At 67.2% G+C, this 15,754-nt stretch carries 15 protein-coding genes; 13 read left to right on the top strand and 2 right to left on the bottom strand.

The genetic code is table 11. The features are described 5' to 3' along the window. Positions 1 to 69: 69 nt before the first annotated feature. The 12 genes from ileS (at position 70) to IG196_RS05225 (ending at position 13,217) form a co-directional block, all read left to right on the top strand. Complete coding sequence (gene ileS / locus IG196_RS05280; protein WP_192195304.1) at positions 70 to 2,919, top strand: isoleucine--tRNA ligase; 2,850 nt, start codon at positions 70 to 72, stop codon at positions 2,917 to 2,919. Beyond that, positions 2,919 to 3,434 carry a signal peptidase II gene (lspA, locus tag IG196_RS05275; protein WP_062480914.1) on the top strand — a complete coding sequence of 172 codons (516 nt, stop codon included), beginning with the start codon at positions 2,919 to 2,921 and terminating at the stop codon, positions 3,432 to 3,434. Before ileS ends, lspA begins: the two co-directional genes overlap by 1 nt. A 165-nt stretch (positions 3,435 to 3,599) precedes the next feature. Then, the gene (locus IG196_RS05270) at positions 3,600 to 4,283 is read left to right on the top strand and encodes a transposase (protein ID WP_192193234.1); all 684 of its coding nucleotides are present in this window, start codon (positions 3,600 to 3,602) and stop codon (positions 4,281 to 4,283) included. Continuing rightward, complete coding sequence (locus tag IG196_RS05265) at positions 4,271 to 4,993, top strand: transposase (protein WP_263864230.1); 723 nt, start codon at positions 4,271 to 4,273, stop codon at positions 4,991 to 4,993. Before IG196_RS05270 ends, IG196_RS05265 begins: the two co-directional genes overlap by 13 nt. Positions 4,994 to 5,225: 232 nt before the next feature. Further along, positions 5,226 to 6,245, top strand: coding sequence for a LacI family DNA-binding transcriptional regulator (locus IG196_RS05260; protein ID WP_192195302.1), 1,020 nt, complete (start codon positions 5,226 to 5,228; stop codon positions 6,243 to 6,245). Positions 6,246 to 6,273: 28 nt separating this feature from the next. Then, positions 6,274 to 7,287 (top strand): ABC transporter substrate-binding protein, encoded by a 1,014-nt coding sequence (locus tag IG196_RS05255; protein WP_192195301.1) that lies wholly within the window; start codon positions 6,274 to 6,276, stop codon positions 7,285 to 7,287. Positions 7,288 to 7,303: 16 nt separating this feature from the next. Continuing rightward, positions 7,304 to 8,140, top strand: a complete 837-nt coding sequence (locus tag IG196_RS05250; protein WP_192195300.1) for an ABC transporter permease — start codon at positions 7,304 to 7,306, stop codon at positions 8,138 to 8,140. Then, complete coding sequence (locus tag IG196_RS05245; RefSeq protein WP_099797419.1) at positions 8,140 to 8,940, top strand: ABC transporter permease; 801 nt, start codon at positions 8,140 to 8,142, stop codon at positions 8,938 to 8,940. Before IG196_RS05250 ends, IG196_RS05245 begins: the two co-directional genes overlap by 1 nt. Beyond that, positions 8,930 to 10,003: an ABC transporter ATP-binding protein gene (locus IG196_RS05240; protein WP_192195299.1), complete on the top strand. Its 1,074-nt coding sequence runs from the start codon at positions 8,930 to 8,932 to the stop codon at positions 10,001 to 10,003. Before IG196_RS05245 ends, IG196_RS05240 begins: the two co-directional genes overlap by 11 nt. Continuing rightward, on the top strand, positions 10,000 to 10,860 hold the full coding sequence (locus tag IG196_RS05235) for a phosphodiesterase (RefSeq protein ID WP_192195298.1): 861 nt from the start codon (positions 10,000 to 10,002) through the stop codon (positions 10,858 to 10,860). Before IG196_RS05240 ends, IG196_RS05235 begins: the two co-directional genes overlap by 4 nt. A 73-nt stretch (positions 10,861 to 10,933) precedes the next feature. Next, positions 10,934 to 12,595: a Na/Pi cotransporter family protein gene (locus IG196_RS05230; protein ID WP_101493154.1), complete on the top strand. Its 1,662-nt coding sequence runs from the start codon at positions 10,934 to 10,936 to the stop codon at positions 12,593 to 12,595. 370 nt (positions 12,596 to 12,965) lie between these two features. Then, positions 12,966 to 13,217, top strand: coding sequence for a hypothetical protein (locus IG196_RS05225; RefSeq protein WP_192195297.1), 252 nt, complete (start codon positions 12,966 to 12,968; stop codon positions 13,215 to 13,217). Positions 13,218 to 13,351: 134 nt separating this feature from the next. On the opposite strand, the gene IG196_RS05220 is transcribed toward IG196_RS05225, so the two are convergent. After that, positions 13,352 to 14,359, bottom strand: a complete 1,008-nt coding sequence (locus tag IG196_RS05220) for a bile acid:sodium symporter family protein (RefSeq protein ID WP_192195296.1) — start codon at positions 14,357 to 14,359, stop codon at positions 13,352 to 13,354. Between the two features lie 70 nt (positions 14,360 to 14,429). On the opposite strand from IG196_RS05220, the gene IG196_RS05215 reads away from it, so the two are divergent. Continuing rightward, positions 14,430 to 15,359, top strand: coding sequence for a LysR family transcriptional regulator (locus tag IG196_RS05215; RefSeq protein WP_192195295.1), 930 nt, complete (start codon positions 14,430 to 14,432; stop codon positions 15,357 to 15,359). On the opposite strand, the gene IG196_RS05210 is transcribed toward IG196_RS05215, so the two are convergent. Beyond that, the gene (locus IG196_RS05210; RefSeq protein ID WP_192195294.1) at positions 15,316 to 15,741 is read right to left on the bottom strand and encodes a response regulator transcription factor; all 426 of its coding nucleotides are present in this window, start codon (positions 15,739 to 15,741) and stop codon (positions 15,316 to 15,318) included. The two genes, IG196_RS05215 and IG196_RS05210, sit on opposite strands and share 44 nt — an antisense overlap. Between the last annotated feature and the right edge of the window lie 13 nt (positions 15,742 to 15,754).

Genomic DNA, 15,754 nt, shown 5'->3' with positions numbered 1-15,754 from the left:
TCCGCACCGACCGCTCAATGCAGTTCGGGCTGAGCCTGTCGAAGCCCCCTCTGTTTCGCCGCACCCAACATGTCTGACGCTGCTTCCCCCAAAGATTACCGTTCCACGCTGAACCTGCCCGACACCCCCTTCCCGATGCGCGGCGACCTGCCCAAGCGCGAACCGGGCTGGGTCAAGGAATGGAACGACGAAGGCCGCTACCACCGCCTGCGTGACGCCCGCCACGGCGCGCCCAAGTTCATCCTGCACGACGGCCCGCCGTACGCCAACGGCCAGATCCACATGGGTCACGCGGTGAACAAGATCCTGAAGGACATGATCACCAAGGCGCGCCAGCTCGAAGGCTTCGACGCGCTGTACGTGCCCGGCTGGGACTGCCACGGCCTGCCGATCGAGAACGCCATCGAAAAGCAGTTCGGCCGCAACCTGAGCCGTGACGAGATGCAGGCCAAGAGCCGCGCCTACGCCACCGAGCAGATCGCCCAACAGATGGTCGACTTCCAGCGCCTGGGCGTGCTGGGCGAATGGGACCATCCCTACAAGACGATGGACTTCGCCAATGAAGCCGGCGAGCTGCGCGCGTTCAAGCGCGTGATCGAGCGCGGCTTCGTGTACCGGGGCCTGAAGCCCGTGTACTGGTGCTTCGACTGCGGCTCCTCGCTGGCCGAGTTCGAGATCGAATACGCCGACAAGAAGAGCCAGACCATCGACGTGGCCTTCAAGGCGCACGAGCGCGAGAAGGTGCTCAAGGCCTTCGAGACCGACCACACGATCCTCGGCGACATCTTCGCCGTGATCTGGACCACCACCGCGTGGACCATCCCGGCCAACCAGGCGATCAACCTCAACCCCGAGCTCGAGTACTCGCTGGTCGACACCGAGCGCGGCCTCTTGATCCTGGCCAACTCGCTGGTCGAGATGTGCATGACGCGCTACGCGCTCGACGGCAAGGTGCTGGCCACGGTCAAGGGCGAGAAGCTCGGCGGGCTCGAATTCGAGCACCCGCTGTACGACGTCGATGCGGGCTACCAGCGCCTGTCGCCCGTGTACCTGGCCGACTACGCCACCGCCACCGACGGCACCGGCCTCGTGCACTCCTCGCCTGCCTACGGCGTGGACGACTTCAACTCCTGCATCGCCCACGGCGTGGCGTACGACGACATCCTGAACCCGGTGCAGGGCAACGGCAGCTACGCGCCCGACTTTCCGCTGTTCGGCGGCCAGAACATCTGGAAGGCCGTGCCGGTGATCATCGCCGCGCTGCGCGACGCTAACCGCCTGCTGACCACCGAGACCATCACCCACAGCTACCCGCACTGCTGGCGCCACAAGACGCCGGTGATCTACCGCGCGGCCGCGCAGTGGTTCGTGCGCATGGACGAGGGCGAAGGCGTGTTCACCAAGGACAAGGCGCCCAAGACGCTGCGCCAGACCGCGCTCGACGCCATCGAGCAGACCAGCTTCTATCCCGAGAACGGCAAGGCCCGCCTGCACGACATGATCGCCGGCCGGCCCGACTGGTGCATCAGCCGCCAGCGCAGCTGGGGCGTGCCGATCCCGTTCTTCCTGCACAAGGATTCGGGCGAGCTGCACCCGCGCACCATGGAAATCCTCGACCAGGCTGCCGACATCGTCGAGGAGGGCGGCATCGAGGCCTGGAGCCGCGTCACCGTCGAAGACATCCTGGGCGCCGAAGACGCACCGAGCTACACCAAGAGCACCGACATCCTCGAGGTGTGGTTCGACTCGGGCTCGACCTTCTCGCACGTGCTGCGCGGCACGCACCCCAACGTGCACCACGAGACCGGGCCCGAAGCCGACCTGTACCTCGAAGGCCACGACCAGCACCGCGGGTGGTTCCACTCGTCGCTGCTGATCGCCTGCATGCTGGAAGACCGCGCACCGTACAAGGGCCTGCTCACGCACGGCTTCACGGTGGATGCCAAGGGCATCAAGATGAGCAAGTCGCTCAAGAACGGCATCGACCCGCAGGAAATCAGCAACAAGCTGGGCTCGGAAATCATCCGCCTGTGGGTGGCCGCGAGCGACTACTCGGGCGACATCGCGGGCGACGACAAGATCCTCGCGCGCGTCGTCGACGCCTACCGCCGCATCCGCAACACGCTGCGCTTTTTGCTCGCGAACACCAGCGACTTCGACATCGCGAAAGACGCGGTGCCGCTCGACCAGCTGTTCGAGATCGACCGCTACGCCATGTCGCGCGCGGCGCAGTTCCAGGCCGAGATCCTTGCGCACTACCAAGTGTACGAGTTCCATCCGGTGGTGGCCAAGCTGCAGATCTACTGCTCGGAAGACCTGGGCGGCTTCTACCTCGACATCCTGAAGGACCGCCTCTACACGACGGCCCCGGGCTCGCTCGCACGCCGCAGCGCGCAAACCGCGCTGTGGCACATCTCGCAGGCGATGCTGCGCTGGATGGCGCCGTTCCTGAGCTTCACGGCCGAAGAGGCCTGGAAGATCGTGGGCACCGGCAAGGCCGGCGAATCGATCTTCACGCAGACCTACAGCCAGTTCGCCGCACCCGACGAAGCGCTGCTCGCCAAGTGGGGCCGCATCCGCGAGATCCGCGACGGCGTCAACAAGGACATCGAGGCGGTGCGCGCCGAAGGCAAGGTCGGCTCGTCGCTGCAGGCTACCCTGCAGCTGAACGCACCGGCCGACGACCTCGCGCTGCTGGGCTCGCTGGGCGACGACCTGAAGTTCGTGTTCATCGCCTCGGCCGTGGCACTGGCGGCGGGCGACACCCTGTCGACCGTGGTCACGCCCAGCACCGCGCAGAAATGCGAACGCTGCTGGCACTACCGCGAGGACGTGGGCCACGATGCGGCGCACCCGACCATCTGCGGCCGCTGCACGAGCAACCTGTTCGGCGCGGGCGAATCGCGCAGCGTGGCCTGATGGCGACCGCACGCTCCGCCTCGTCGGCCTCGCGTTCGCGCGGCGCCAGCATCTGGCCGTGGCTCGGGCTGGCGACGATCATCGTGATCATCGACCAGTTCACGAAGACGCTGATCCTGGGCTACTACAAGCTCGGCGACGCGACCTACGTGACGAGCTTCTTCAATGTCGTGCGCGCGCACAACACGGGCGCCGCCTTCTCGTTCCTGGCCGACCACTCGGGCTGGCAGCGCTGGTTCTTCACGGCCATCGGCGTGGCAGCGGCGATCTTCATCGTCTGGATGCTCCGGTCGCACGCGGGCCAGAAGCTCTTCTCCTTCGCGATGGCCTGCATCCTGGGCGGCGCCATCGGGAATGTGGTCGACCGCATGATGCACGGCTACGTCGTCGACTTTTTGAGCTTCCACTGGGGCAACTGGTACTTCCCGGCGTTCAACGCGGCGGACAGCGCCATCACGCTCGGGGCGATCTGCCTGATCGTCGACGAGATCCGGCGGGTCCGACGCGGCAAGTAAGCCAGTTCTAGACCAAAGGGGCCCACGCAGTCTGTGTAAATAGTCATCGCTGAGTCCGCGAGAAGTGCCCTTCAGGCGTTTGTCTGAGGGGCATTTTTCGTTGGAGGCTGACCAATGGGACATCGATACGGACAGGCACGGGGACAGGCAACGTTGTTCCCACTGATGCTCGATGAGCTCGTGGGCCAGGACGCACTGGTTCGGGTGGTGGACGCCTGGGTGCAGGCGCTGGACCTGAAGGCGCTGGGCTTTGCCAAGGCGCAGGCGCAGCGACTGGGAACACCGCCCTACGACCCGGGCGATCTGCTGCGGCTGTACATCTGGGGCTACCTGAGCGCGATCCGTTCCTCGCGGGCCCTGGAGCGCGAGTGCCACCGCAACGTGGAGTGCATGTGGCTGCTGGGGCGCCTAGCCCCGGATCACAAGACCATCGCCGAGTTCAGGCGCCAGAACACGGCGGCCCTGGTGGCCAGTTGTGCGGCCTTCGTGCAGTTCGCGCGGGCCAGCCGGGTGATCCGCGGATCGACAGTGGCCATTGATGGCTCCAAGGTGCAGGCAGTGGCCTCGCGCAAGGCGGTGGTGGGCCAGCGTGAGCTGGCCGCACAGGCACAGCGCAATGCGCAGGAGATCGCGGCTTATCTGCGGTTGCTGGACAGCCGGGACGGCGAGGATGACCAGGGCGGTGATGGGCCCGGCGATGGTCCTGGTACGCCCGATGAAGTGCGCGCGGCCTTGGAACGACTGAAGGCCCAGGGCGAGCCATCGCCAACCAAGCCCAGCAACTCCTGCGCAGCGACGCGAGCACCGTCGTGTGCGGTGAGCCCGAAGCACGCCCGATGCGTAGCCTGAACAGCCAGCCGGGCTACAACCTGCAAACGGCGGTGGAGACGCAAAGCCACCTGATCGTGGCGCATGAGGTGGTCTGCGAGGTGAACGATCAGCGCCAGTTGCAGCCCATGGCCGAGGCGGCCAGCCGGGTGCTGCAGCAGCCCTGCTCGGTGGTGGCCGATGCGGGCTATGCCAATGGGGAGCACATTGCAGCCTTGGACGCCCAGGGCATCACCAGCTACGTGGCGGGCGAGCGTTCGGTGAACCACCAGGGCGGCGGCAGCCTGTACCAGCGCAGCGCCTTCGTCTATGACCCGGCCAGCGACAGCTTCACCTGCCCGGCGGGCAGTGCCCTAAAGCGCAAGCAGCTCTCGCGCAAGGACAAGATGGTGGTCTATGCAGCACAGCCGAGCGATTGCGCGGGCTGTGCCCAGAAACTCAAATGCACCACGGCGCGCCAGCGCTTCGTCTCGCGCCACCTGTACGAAGAGGCGCTCGAAGCCAATGCAAGCAGGCTGGCCGCTCAGCCCTGGATGATGGGGCTCAGGCGCCAGACGGTGGAACACCCCTTTGCCAGTATCAAACACCTCATTCTGGGCAATGCCCGGTTGCTGATGAGGCATACCAGTGGAGCGCGCGCGGAGTTCAGCTTGGCGGTGATGGCCTACAACCTCAAGCGGGTGTTCAACATGAAGGGAGCGCCCTGGATGCACCAGGCGCTCAGGGGCTGAGGCCCTTGGGCGTTTGCTCGCCCCAATGAAAAATGCCCCGCTCTCGCGGGGCATCTCGATCTAAGCGGCCAGCAGACTATTTACACAGCCTGCACGGGCCCCTTTTTCTTTGGGCCGCACGCTGCGCCAACGGCCCCGGGGTTCTCCCCACTTCCCCACCCTGTCATCGCGAAGTCATACTGCGCCGGTCCAATGTAATCGATTACATGAACCACGCCACGGACCCCGCACGATGAGCATCCAAGCTGTAGCCGCCCAAGCCGGGGTCTCCGTGGCCACGGTCTCGCGCGCCTTCAATTTCCCCGACAAGGTGACGCCGGCCACGCGCGAACTGGTGGAACGCGTGGCGCGCGAGCTCAACTACCTGCCCAACGCCAGCGCCCGCACCTTGCGCACCCAGCGCAGCCGCACGCTCGGCGTGGTGCTGCCCACGCTGCTGAACCCGACCTTTGCCGAATGCCTGCAGGGCATTGCGCGCGCGGCCGTCGCGGGCGGCTACGCGATCCTGCCGGTCACCACGGGCTACCGGCTCGACGAGGAAGAACGCGCCGTGCAGCTGCTGCTGGCGGGCAACGTCGACGGGCTGATCCTCGTGGTGTCGAACCCGTCCACCTCGGCCGCGCTGCAGCGCCTGCAGGCCGCCGCCGTGCCCTACGTGCTGGCCTACAACCGGCACGCCGACCACCCCTGCGTGTCGGTCGACAGCGAAGGCGCGGTGGCCGATGCGGTCACGCGCCTCGTGCTGCTGGGCCACCGGCGCATCGCGATGGTCAGCGGCACGCTGGCCGCGTCGGACCGCGCGCAGCAGCGCTACCGCGGCTACCAGCGCGGCATGGCCGAGGCCGGCCTCGCGGCGCCACCGCTCGTCGAGGTGCCGTTCGTCGAGACCGCCGTCGATGCGCTGTGCGCCGAGCTGCGCCCGCACACCCGCCCCACCGCGCTGGTCTGCTCGAACGACCTGCTGGCCATCCGCAGCATCCGCGCCGCGCACCTGAGCGGCCTTGCGGTGCCCGACGACCTCAGCGTGGTCGGCTTCGACGGCATCGCGCTCGGCGAAGACCTCACGCCCGCGCTCACCACCATCGCACAGCCCAACAGCGACATCGGCCGCCACAGCGTCGAGCTGCTGGTGCAGGCGATCGCCGGCGGCCGCGCGCTGCAGGCCGACGCGAGCCTGCTGCTCCCCCATGCCTTCCGAGACGGCGAGTCGTGCGCGAGTGCGCGCGAAGACAACGACGCCGCAGTGTCCTGACCTCACCACCCCTCCCAGGAGTTCTTCCATGTCCCTACGCTTTCACCGACTCGCCCGCCTCGGCGTACTGGCCGCCGCCCTCGTCGCCGCCGGCGGCGCCATGGCCCAGACCGCCATTTGCTACAACTGCCCGACCGAATGGGCCGACTGGGGCACCCAGCTGAAGGCCATCAAGGCCAAGACCGGCATCACCGTGCCGGCCGACAACAAGAACTCGGGCCAGTCGCTCGCGCAGCTGGTCGCCGAAAAGGCCAGCCCCGTGGCCGACGTCACCTACCTCGGCGTGACCTTCGCGGTGCAGGCCGCGAAAGACGGCGTGGTCGAGCCCTACAAGCCGGCCGCGTGGAAAGACATCCCCGACGGCCTGAAAGACCCGGCCGGCAACTGGTTCACCATCCACTCGGGCACGCTCGGCTTCATGGTCAACGTCGACGCGCTCAAGGGCAAGCCGGTGCCCAAGTCGTGGGCCGACCTGCTCAAGCCCGAGTACAAGGGCCTCATCGGTTATCTCGACCCCGCCTCGGCCTTCGTGGGCTACGTGGGCGCCGTGGCCGTGAACCAGGCGCGCGGCGGCACGCTCGACAACTTCAAGCCGGGCATCGACTACTTCAAGGCGCTGCAGAAGAACGAGCCCATCGTGCCCAAGCAGACCTCGTACGCGCGCGTGCTGTCGGGCGAGATCGCGATCCTGCTCGACTACGACTTCAACGCCTATCGCGCCAAGTACAAGGACAAGGCCAACGTCGCCTTTGTCATTCCCAGCGAAGGCACGCTGGCCGTGCCCTACGTGATGAGCCTGGTCGCCAAGGCGCCGCACGCGGCCGACGCGAAGAAGGTGCTCGACTTCACGCTGTCCGACGAAGGCCAGGCGATCTGGGCCAAGGCCTACCTGCGCCCGGTGCGCGCCAGCGCCATGCCCAAGGAGATCGAGGTGCAGTTCCTGCCCGCAAGCGACTACGCGCGTGCAAAGACCGTCGACTACGCCCGCATGGCCGAAGCGCAGCGTGCCTTCTCCGACCAGTACCTGAAGGAAGTGCGCTGATCCGGCGCCGCGCGCGATGACACGCAGCACCACCACATCCTCCAACGCCTGGAACCCGCGCTGGCGATTGCTGGCCTGCGTCGCGCCGGCGGCCGTCTTCTTCGCGGCCTTCTGGCTGCTGCCGGTGGTGCGCCTGCTCGCGCTGCCGGCCGACAAGGGCGCGGCCACCTACTTCGCGGTGCTGACCGATGCGCGCTATCTGCAAAGCATGGCCAACACCGTCGCGCTGTCGGTGGCGGTGACGCTGGCCACGCTGGTGCTGGGCGCGGCGGTGGGCATCTACCTCGCGCGCCATGCCTTCCCCGGCAAGCGCATGCTGCTGTCGCTGCTCACGCTGCCGCTGTCGTTCCCGGGCGTGATCATCGGTTTCTTCGTGATCCTGCTCGGCGGGCGCCAGGGCGTGGTGGCCGACCTGAGCGACACGCTGATCGGCGAGCGCATCACCTTCGCCTACGGCCTGCTCGGCCTCTTTTTGGCGTACCTGTATTTCTCGCTGCCGCGCGCCATTGCCACCTATGCCGCGGCGGCCGAGTCGATGAACACGCAGCTCGAAGAAGCGGCGCGTTCGCTCGGCGCCTCGAAGCTGCGCGTGGCGCGCGACGTGTGGATGCCCGAGCTGGCACCCACCACGCTGGCCTGCGGCGCCATCTTGTTCGCGACCTCGATGGGCGCCTTCGGCACGGCCTTCACGCTGGCCAGCAAGTTCGAGGTGATCCCGATCACCATCTACAACGAGTTCACCAACTACGCCAACTTCGCGCTCGCCGCGTCGCTGTCGATCTCGCTGGGTGTCGTGACCTGGCTGGTGCTCTTCGTGGCACGCCGCTTCGGCGCCAACCCGGTCGCCCGATGATGAAGACACCTTCACAACCCCGCGCCCCGTTCCTGCTCGCCATCACGGTGATCGTGAGCCTCTTCATGATCGCGCCGATGCTGCTGTCGGTGATGGCCGGCCTCGTCAACAACTACAGCGTGGGCCTCAAGAGCGGCCTCACGCTGCGCTGGCTCGGCGAGGTGTGGGAAAACTACGGCGGCACCGTCGGCTGGTCGCTCGCGCTGGCCGTGGCCTGCGTCGTGTGCACCGTGCTGCTCGGCGTGCCCTGCGCCTACGCGCTGGCGCGCAGCCGCTCGCGCGCGGCGCGCATCTTCGAAGAGCTGCTGACCTTGCCGGTCGCGGTGCCGGGGCTGGCGACGGCGCTCGCGCTCATCCTCGCCTACGGCCAGCTCACGGCTTTCCGCACCAGCTTCGCCTTCATCCTCGTGGGCCACATCGTCTTCACGCTGCCCTTCATGGTGCGCACCGTGAGCTCGGCCTTCCAGCGCGACGACCTGCTCGCGCTCGAAGAGGCCGCGCGCTCGCTGGGTGCGAACTTCCGCCAGCGCTTCATGGGCATCCTGGTGCCGGCCGTGTTCCCCGCCATCGTGGCCGGCAGCCTGATGGTGTTCACGCTCTCGGTGGGCGAGTTCAACCTCACCTGGATGCTGCACACGCCGCTCACGCGCACGCTGCCCGTGGGCCTGGCCGACAGCTACGCCTCGATGCGCATCGAGATCGGATCGGCCTACACGCTGGTCTTCTTCGCCGTGATCCTTCCCGTGCTGTGGGGCCTTCAATATCTCGCCAACCTGATGCAGAAACGCCATGGAACTTGAACGCATCCCCGTCGACATTTCGAACTGCGCAAAGACGTATGCCGACGGCACGCGCGGCCTGCAGCCCACCAATCTCAAGGTCGAGGCCGGCGAGGTGCTCGCGCTGCTCGGCCCCTCGGGCTGCGGCAAGACCACGCTGCTGCGCCTCATCGCTGGGCTCGAGGCGCCCGACGACGGCAGCCGCATCGTCTTCGGCGACCAGGACGTCACGCAGCGCCCGGTCGAGCACCGCGGCGTGGGCATGGTGTTCCAGAGCTACGCGCTCTTTCCGCAGATGACCGTGGCAGCCAACATCGGCTATGGCCTGCGCATCCGCGGCGTGTCGCCCGCGGAAGAGAAACGCGCCGTGGGCGAGCTGGTCGACCTCGTGCGCCTGGGCGGCCTGGAGAACAAGCGCCCCGCCGAACTCTCGGGCGGCCAGCGCCAGCGCGTGGCCCTGGCGCGCGCCGTGGCCGTGCGCCCGCGCGTGCTGCTGCTCGACGAGCCACTGGCCGCGCTCGACGCCAAGCTCAAGGAATCGCTGCGCGACGAACTCGCCGAACTGCTGCGCCGCCTGCACATCACGGCCATCCACGTCACGCACGACCAGCAGGAAGCGCTGGCCATCGCCGACCGGCTCGCCGTGATGCGCGCCGGGCGCATCGTGCAGGTCGGCCGCGGCGAAGACCTGTACCGCGCGCCCGCGCATCCCTTCGTGGCCGAGTTCCTGGGCCGGGTCAACCGGCTGGAGCGCGCGGCCGACGCCATCGCACAGGGCGTTGTCCGACTCGGAGGGTCGTACCTGCCCTGCCCCGCACCCTGGCAGCAGCATGCGACGCTGCTGGTGCGCCCCGAAGACATCGAGATCGGCGCGCCCCCGCCCGACGACACGCCCGGCTGGGGCCGCGCGACCGTCGAACGCCGCACCTTCCTCGGCGACCGCGTGCAGCTGCACCTGCGCGTGCAGGACCAGCCCGTGCTGGTGGCCGACGTGGGCCGCGACAACCCCTTCGGGCCGGGCGACGCGGTGGGCCTGCGCATCCCCGCCGAGCGCCTGATGACGTCGCAGGAAACCAGCGCATGACCACGACAACCGCGAACCCCAACACCTTCCTGGTCCAGCTGACCGACCTGCACATCCGCGAGCCCGGCCGGCTGGCCTATGGCCGCATCGACACCGCGCCCTACCTCGCGCGTGCCGTGCAATCGGTGCTCGCGCTGCGCCAGCCACCCGACGCGGTGGTGATCACCGGCGACCTGACCGACTTCGGCCGCGCCGCCGAGTACGAACACCTGGCCGCCCTGCTCGCGCCGCTGACGATGCCCATCTACCTGCTGCCCGGCAACCACGACGACCGCGACCAGTTGCGCCGCAGCTTCCCCGGCCACGCCTACCTGGGCACGGGCGCCGACACGCACGGCTTTGTCCAGTATTCAGTGCGCGTCGGCGACCTGCGGCTGCTCACGCTCGACACCTGCGTGCCCGGCGCCAGCCACGGCACGCTGTGCGACAAACGCCTGGCCTGGCTCGAAGCCCAGCTCGACGCCTGCCGCCACGAGCCCGTGGTGGTCGCCATGCACCACCCGCCCTTCGAGACGCTGATCGGCCACATGGACGAGATCGGCCTGCTCGAAGGCGCCGACGCGCTCGAGGCGCTGCTGCGCCGCTACACGAACGTCGAGCGCGTGATCTGCGGCCACCTGCACCGCGCCATCGACGTGCGCTTCGGCGGCACCATCGCCTCGACCTCGCCGGCGCAGGCGCACCAGGTCTGCCTCGACCTCGCGCCCGACGCCGCCTCGGCCTGGACGCTGGAGCCGCCCTCGTTCCGTGTCCACGCCTGGTCCCCGGCCGGGCGCCGGCTCGTCACCCACCTGGCGGCCTCCGGGAGCTTCGAAGGCCCTTATCCTTTCCACGACAACGGAGCCCTGATCGACTGAAGCGTCCACTTGTGGAAAATGGGGCTGAAACGAACCAAAACGAAAACAAGAGAAAGGTCAGCCCCCGCCCTCCATGAAGCACCTTCTGAATCTGCTTGCAGCCGTCGCCCTGCTGGTGTGGGGCACGCACCTCGTGCGCACCGGCGTGCTGCGCGTCTTCGGCGCCAACCTGCGCAAGATCCTCGTGCAGAGCATGCGCAACCGCTTCACGGCCGCGCTCTCGGGCATCGGCGTCACGGCGCTCGTGCAGTCCAGCACGGCCACGTCGCTCATGACCTCCTCCTTCGTGGGGCAGGGCCTGGTCACGCTGCCGGCCGCACTGGCGGTGATGCGGGGCGCCGACGTGGGCACGGCGCTGATCTCGGTGCTCTTCTCGGCCGACCTCTCGTGGCTCTCGCCGATGTTCATCTTCGTGGGGGTGGTGCTGTTCATCACGCGCTCCGCCACCGTGGCCGGCCGCGTGGGGCGGGTGCTGATCGGGCTGGGGCTGATGCTGCTGGCGCTGCAGCTGGTGGTCGCGGCCACCGAGCCCCTCTTCTCATCGCCGGCTGTGCGCGCGCTGCTCGCGTCCATCACCAGCGACGTGCTGCTGGAGATCACCCTCGGCGCCGCGCTGGCGATCGTGGCGTATTCGAGCCTGGCAGTGGTGCTGCTGGTGGCGGCCATGGCGACGTCGAACGTGGTGCCGCTGGACGTCGCGCTCGGCCTCGTGCTCGGCGCCAACCTCGGCAGCGGCCTGCTCGCGGTGTTGACCACGGCCAAGTCGGCGGTGTCGGTGCGGCAGGTGACCGTCGGCAACCTGCTGTTCAAGGCGCTGGGCGTGGCGCTGGTCACGCCGTTCGTCGGCTTGTGGATTCGCTACGTGCAGCCCCAGTTGCCCAACCAGACGCATGGTGTGGTGCTGTTCCACCTGGCGTTCAACGTCGTGATCAGCATCGGCTTCATCGGCCTCACGCAATGGGTCGCCAAGCTGGTGACGCGCATGCTGCCCGTGCCGCCGCAGCCCGTGGGCACCAGCCGGCCGCATCACCTCGACCCGTCGGCGCTGTCGACGCCCTCGCTCGCCATTTCGAATGCCGCACGCGAGGCGCTGCACCAGGCCGACATCGTGGAGACCATGCTCATCGGCACGCTCGACGTGATCCGCAACAACGACCTGCGGCTGGCGCAGGAGCTGCGGCAGCTCGACGACACGGTGGACGAGCTGTACTCGGCGATCAAGTACTACATGACGCGCATCTCGCGCGAGGCGCTGGGCGAAGAGGAAAGCCGGCGCTGGACGGACATCATCAGCTTCACCATCAACATGGAGCAGATCGGGGACATCATCGAGCGGGTGATCATTGATATCGAGGACAAGAAGATCAAGCCGCAGCGCAACTTTTCGGCCGCGGGGATGGCGGAGATTGTGGAGCTGCATGGGCGGCTCATTGCCAATCTGCGGTTGAGCATGAGTGTGTTCTTGAATGGGAATGTGCGGGATGCGCAGAAGCTTCTGGAAGAGAAGGCGCGGTTTCGTGATCTGGAGCGGGCTTATGCAACGACTCACCTGGACCGGTTGTCGGATCGGACCACTCTCAGCATCGAGACGAGTTCGCTGCACATCGACTTGATCAGCGATTTGAAGCGGATCAATTCGCACATCTGCTCGATTGCTTATCCGATTCTTGAATCGGCTGGGGCGTTGGCACCTAGCCGGCTTCGTGAGTCTCGGCTTGGGAAGATCGAGGGCTGATCGTTTTTTCTCCCGAGGCCGGGTCTCGCCCCGGCGGGCGACCTACTTTTCTTTGCTTCGCCAAAGAAACGTAGGCAAAAGAAAGGCGACCCTGCTGTCTGCGTCCCTCCGCTTCGCTGCGGGCAACCTGCGGTGCTCACGTTTCGCGGGGTCTCGCAGAACTCGCTCCACTGCGTTGCGCTCAAACAGCTGCGAGCCCTGATCCGCGAAACGCTCCGCTCCTCGGCGCATACAGAAGGGGTTTGGATACCTCACGGGCCATCGCTGCGCTCGGCCAGTGGGCCGCAGCAGGCGCTTCGCGCCTGCTGCGGCGGGGGTTGGTAGGGGCGATGGATGGCCTCGACATGGGCGTTATCGCTGTCACCTGCACATGCACATGCACATGCACATGCACATGCACGAGCACGAGCACGAGCACGAGCACGAGCACGAGCACGAGCACGAGCACGAGCACGAGCAAAGCCGTGGCATCCGGCTGTTGGAAGTTCCCGGGCCGAGCGAAGCGACGGCCCGCCCGGTATCCAAGCCCCTCTGGCTGCGCCGAGGAGCGCAGCGTTTCGCGGATCAGGGCTCGCAGCTGTTTGAGCCGCAGGCGAGTTCTGCGAGACCCCGCGAAACGTGAGCACCGCAGGTTGCCCGCAGCGAAGCGAAGGGTCGCAGACAGTGGGGTCGCCTTTTCTTTGCTTACTTTCTTTTGGCGAAGCAAAAGAAAGTGAGTCCGCCGCCGGGCGGAATCCCGGCCTCGGAAAACAAACCCTACTCAGCCGCCCGCAAGCCAGCCGAAGCAGTTGCAGCAGCCCTCCGCGCATACCGCTGAGCCAACACCGCACAAACCATCAACTGCATCTGATGAAACAACATCAACGGCAAAACGATGGCCCCGACAGCGTGCGAAGCAAACAGCACCTTGGCCATAGGAATCCCACTGGCCAGACTCTTCTTCGACCCACAAAAAACGATAGTGATCTCGTCCTCAACGCTGAAGCCGAAGCGCCGCGCCATGAACGTAGTCACCCCCAACGCCAGCGCCAGCAACACCCCACAAACCAACAGCAGCCCCAACAGCGCACTCACAGGAATCTGCTTCCAAAGCCCCTCGATCACAGCCGCACTGAACGCCGTATAGACCACCAAAAGAATCGACCCCTGGTCCACAAACTTCAGCACCGCAGCCCGCTTCTGAATCCACTTGCCAATCAAAGGACGCGACAGGTGACCGATGACGAAGGGCACCAGCAGCTGCAACAGAATCCGCTCGATCGCATCGAGTGAAGAAGACGACGCTACTGCCCCGCCCTCAGGCAAAACAACAAGGCTCACCAGCACCGGCGTAATGAACACCCCCAGCAACGTCGAAGCCGAAGCACTGCAGATGGCAGCCGGCATGTTGCCGCGCGCCATGGCCGTGAACGCAATCGCCGACTGCACCGTCGCCGGCAGCACGCACAGGAACAGCACGCCCGTGTACAGCTGCGGCGTCACCAGCGGCCCCAGCACGGGCCGCAGCCCAAGCCCCAGCAGCGGGAACAGGATGAAGGTGCAGGCGAACACCAGCAGGTGCAGCCGCCAATGCGTGATGCCCGCAAGAATCGCCTCGCGCGACAGCTTGGCGCCGTGCAGGAAGAACAGCAGCCCGATCGCGACCGTGGTCAGGCCTTCGAAGAAATGCGCGACGCGGCCGCTTGCGGGCAGCAGGCTGGCCAGGGTGACGACCGCGACGAGCGTGAGCGTGAAGTTGTCAGGAAGAAAGCGTGAACGTGCCATGGCCTGCATTGGACCGCTCGCCCATTCAAAAGAGAAATGGATTTATCGGATGGATATATGATTTGAGCGCATGAACGTCACGCTGCGCCAACTCCGCGTTTTCCGCTCGGTGGCCGAGGGCCGCAACTTCAGCCGCGCGGGCGACCAGGTGGGCCTGAGCCAGCCTGCCGTGAGCCGGTCGATCTCGGAACTCGAGGCCCAGCTCGGCCTCAAACTGCTCGACCGCACCACGCGCGAGGTGGTGCTGACCGAAGCCGGCCACTCGTTCGCGGCCCGGCTCGACCGCGTGCTCGACGAACTCGACCAGACCCTGCAGGACGTGGCCGGCCTGGCCAGCGCGCGCGGCGGCAAGGTGCGCGTGGCGAGCAGCCCCACGCTGTCGGCCAACCTCATGCCCGACTGCATCGCGGCCTGCGCGGTGCAGGCGCCGGGCATCCAGTTCCTGCTGCTCGACCGCATCCAGCAGGACGTGCTGGACAGCGTGCGCAGCGGCGAGGTCGATTTCGGCGTGGTGATCGAGCCCTCCGAAGCCGACGACCTGCACTGCGAATCGATCCTCGCCGACCCCTTCATGGTGGTCACGCTGCCCGGCCACCGGCTGACGGAAAAAAAAGCCTCGGTGAACTGGTCCGCACTCGACGGCCAGCCGCTGGTGCTGCTCGATCACGCCTCGGGCAGCCGGCGCCTCATCGACCTGGCGCTGGAGCGGCACGGCGCGCGCTGCGACGTGAAGCAGCAGCTGGGCCATGCGACCACCGTGTTCCGCATGGTCGAGGCCGGCATCGGCATCAGCGTGATGCCGGGCCTGTCGTTGCCGCCCGAGGGGCTGGCACGGCTGGTGGTGCGCCCGCTGGTGCCGAACGTTCAGCGCGCGATCATGCTGATCCGGCGCCGCAACCGCGAGCTGTCGCCGCTGGCGCAGCGGGTCTGGCGCATGGTGCGCGAGACGGCCGCGCTCAGTGAGGCGCCACCGGCTTCATCGGCGACGAAGGCGCGCTGAAGAAACGCTCCTGCCGCTGGCGCACGCAATAGTCGATCAGGTCCTCGACCTCGGTGGCCTTGTCGAACACCGCGTCGGCGCCGAGCTGCGCGCACTTGCGGCGCGTCTCGGGCGTGGCGTGGTTGCTCAGCACCACGATCTTCTGCTTTGGGTCGCGGTTGCGGCAGGCCTCGAGCACGCTGAAGCCGGTGCCATCGCCCAGGAACAGGTCGACGATGGCCAAGTCCCACAGCGCCGGGTTGCGCGTGAGCCAGCGCGTGCCCTCGGCCTCCGACTCGGCCTGGCCGACCGGATCGATGCGCGCCATCTCGCGCAGCGTGCCCGCCAGGCTGGCGCGCTGGGCGGGGTTGTCTTCGACGATGAAGGCGCGGACGGTGGTCATGGCGGGATGTGCG

The organism is Variovorax sp. 38R, assembly GCF_014843395.1.
GTDB classification, from domain to species: Bacteria; Pseudomonadota; Gammaproteobacteria; order Burkholderiales; family Burkholderiaceae_C; genus Variovorax; species Variovorax paradoxus_H.
The sequence above is the reverse complement of the archived record's forward strand: the minus strand, read 5'-3'. Positions and strand labels throughout refer to the sequence as shown.

Bases quoted from the DNA above. Each gene is read 5' to 3' on its own strand.
- ileS (WP_192195304.1), top strand. From the start codon at position 70: ATGTCTGACGCTGCTTCCCCCAAAGATTACCGTTCCACGCTGAACCTG.
- lspA (WP_062480914.1), top strand. From the start codon at position 2,919: ATGGCGACCGCACGCTCCGCCTCGTCGGCCTCGCGTTCGCGCGGCGCC.
- IG196_RS05270 (WP_192193234.1), top strand. From the start codon at position 3,600: ATGCTCGATGAGCTCGTGGGCCAGGACGCACTGGTTCGGGTGGTGGAC.
- IG196_RS05265 (WP_263864230.1), top strand. From the start codon at position 4,271: ATGCGTAGCCTGAACAGCCAGCCGGGCTACAACCTGCAAACGGCGGTG.
- IG196_RS05260 (WP_192195302.1), top strand. From the start codon at position 5,226: ATGAGCATCCAAGCTGTAGCCGCCCAAGCCGGGGTCTCCGTGGCCACG.
- IG196_RS05255 (WP_192195301.1), top strand. From the start codon at position 6,274: ATGTCCCTACGCTTTCACCGACTCGCCCGCCTCGGCGTACTGGCCGCC.
- IG196_RS05250 (WP_192195300.1), top strand. From the start codon at position 7,304: ATGACACGCAGCACCACCACATCCTCCAACGCCTGGAACCCGCGCTGG.
- IG196_RS05245 (WP_099797419.1), top strand. From the start codon at position 8,140: ATGAAGACACCTTCACAACCCCGCGCCCCGTTCCTGCTCGCCATCACG.
- IG196_RS05240 (WP_192195299.1), top strand. From the start codon at position 8,930: ATGGAACTTGAACGCATCCCCGTCGACATTTCGAACTGCGCAAAGACG.
- IG196_RS05235 (WP_192195298.1), top strand. From the start codon at position 10,000: ATGACCACGACAACCGCGAACCCCAACACCTTCCTGGTCCAGCTGACC.
- IG196_RS05230 (WP_101493154.1), top strand. From the start codon at position 10,934: ATGAAGCACCTTCTGAATCTGCTTGCAGCCGTCGCCCTGCTGGTGTGG.
- IG196_RS05225 (WP_192195297.1), top strand. From the start codon at position 12,966: ATGCACATGCACATGCACATGCACATGCACGAGCACGAGCACGAGCAC.
- IG196_RS05220 (WP_192195296.1), bottom strand. From the start codon at position 14,359: ATGGCACGTTCACGCTTTCTTCCTGACAACTTCACGCTCACGCTCGTC.
- IG196_RS05215 (WP_192195295.1), top strand. From the start codon at position 14,430: ATGAACGTCACGCTGCGCCAACTCCGCGTTTTCCGCTCGGTGGCCGAG.
- IG196_RS05210 (WP_192195294.1), bottom strand. From the start codon at position 15,741: ATGACCACCGTCCGCGCCTTCATCGTCGAAGACAACCCCGCCCAGCGC.